Consider the following 468-nt stretch of genomic DNA (forward strand, 5'->3'; position numbering starts at 1 on the left):
GTTCGGACCGCAACTGCTCGGCCGCCCCGAGGACTTCGGCGTCCCCCAGCACCCGGCCCTGCTCCCGCAGCGCCTGCGCCACCCGCGCGGGCGTCGGCTCACCCCCACTCTCGGCCAGCCACTGCCGCACCCCGTCGAGCAACCCCGCGGACATGCCCGCCCCGGCCGCCGCTCCCCCGGCGTCCCAGCGCGCTCCCGGCGAACCGACGCGACCGGCGCGACCAGCGCGATCGTCGGTCCACGCGCCGCCCCACTCGGCAGACTCCGCCCGAACACCCGACGCGCCCGCCCGACCGGCGGGGACCCTCAGAACGCTCGCCCCAACTCCCGGCCCCGCAGACGCCTCCCGAGCCTTCGACACCCCACCCAGCTCAGCAGGCTCACCCCGCACACCGCCCCCACTCACCACGCCCTCTGCCTCGTCGGACGAGCCACCCGCCGCCCACCGCGGCACACGAGCCCGCCTCC

At 78.0% G+C, this 468-nt stretch carries 1 pseudogene; it reads right to left on the reverse strand.

The features are described 5' to 3' along the window. Nucleotides 1–310, reverse strand: a pseudogene (locus tag ACLZOT_RS49925) (secretion protein); the annotation flags it as partial. Between the last annotated feature and the right edge of the window lie 158 nt (nt 311–468).

Source organism: Streptomyces sp. 4F14, from assembly GCF_048159485.1.
Lineage (GTDB): Bacteria > Actinomycetota > Actinomycetes > Streptomycetales > Streptomycetaceae > Streptomyces.